Source organism: Bathymodiolus heckerae thiotrophic gill symbiont, assembly GCF_900128515.1.
In the GTDB taxonomy this organism is placed as follows: Bacteria; Pseudomonadota; Gammaproteobacteria; order PS1; family Pseudothioglobaceae; genus Thioglobus_A.
Genome location: NZ_FQTP01000221.1, coordinates 1 through 1,144, shown reverse-complemented (window position 1 = coordinate 1,144; position 1,144 = coordinate 1). Strand labels below are relative to the sequence as shown.

The 1,144-nt window shown below is 38.5% G+C and carries 1 protein-coding gene and 1 pseudogene; both read right to left on the bottom strand.

Features of this window, described 5'->3' with window-relative positions; translation table 11 throughout:
- Nucleotides 1-576, bottom strand: a 576-nt coding sequence (locus BTHERMOSOX_RS11410) for a 50S ribosomal protein L25/general stress protein Ctc (RefSeq protein ID WP_138121225.1), incomplete at its 3' end; no start/stop codon positions are given.
- Between the two features lie 118 nt (nucleotides 577-694).
- A pseudogene (locus tag BTHERMOSOX_RS11405) lies at nucleotides 695-1,144 on the bottom strand (ubiquinone biosynthesis regulatory protein kinase UbiB); the annotation flags it as partial.

The following is a 1,144-nucleotide window of genomic DNA, read 5'->3' as shown; positions in this document are numbered from 1 at the left end:
CTTAGCTTCCTGAACCGCAACAACACTTTGGTCATGTGCTTCAATATCGCCATGAGTTAGTGCAGTTAAAGTAACACCTTTAGGCATGTCAAGGCCAGTTAAGCTGATATGATCGCCCAGCTCAAGATTGGTAATATCTACATCAATAGATGTCGGTAGATTTGCAGGTAAACATGAAACCTCAACCGAAGTAACAAATTGATTAAGGATAGCGCCTAGACGAATACCCTCGTTTTCATCAGCACCAATAAAGTGCAATGGAATGTTTGTAACAAGCGCTTGCTTCAAGTTAATACGCAAGAAGTCAACATGAGTAACAATGCTTTTTGCAGGATGACGCTGCAAATCTTTAATGATCACCGCTTCTTTTTTCTTACCCACCATTAAATCTAGAACTGACGTGTAAGACGCTTCATTTTCTAATAGGTGTGTAATTTCGTGAATGCTTAAAGTGATGTTAGTTGGTACTTTGCCAGCGCCATAAATAATTGCAGGGATTTGTTCAGCGTGACGTAGGCGGCGGCTCGCACCTTTACCTTGATCTTCACGCACTGTTGCATTGATAGTTAAACTCATGTTTGTACTCCATAAAATAAAAAAACACACCATAATCTAGGTGTTAGCTAAACGATATATTTTGCGACCAAATATATCAAAGTGTTCATTTTACCTTAATTGTAATATCTTTGGCGTATCATCTAGACTTTAGCCAAAAGATTAATGCAATAGTGGCACTTACACCACTAGCAATCCATGAGTTATTAACGGCAAATACACCGCCTAGAATGAGCAATGATCCTGCAAAAATAGCAGAGGTCTGTTTATTGGTATTATCTTTAAGCTGATCAACAACTTGATTGGTTTGCTGTGCGTAAAGTTTGTTAATATTTTTCATCTTGCCCAGTTGCTTAAGCGCATTGATGACGAGAGAAGGTAGCTCAGGGATATCTCTTAATATTTGAGGCGCTTCTTGTTTGAGTTTTTCAAAGGTGTTTTTCATACTGTATCTCTCTTTCATTAAATCTTCTAAAAAAGGTTTGGCGGTTGACCAGAGGTCTAATTGAGGATAAAGCTGTCTACCTAGCCCCTCGATGTTTAATAAGGTTTTGTCTAATAATAATAACTGCGGCTGAACGCTGATATC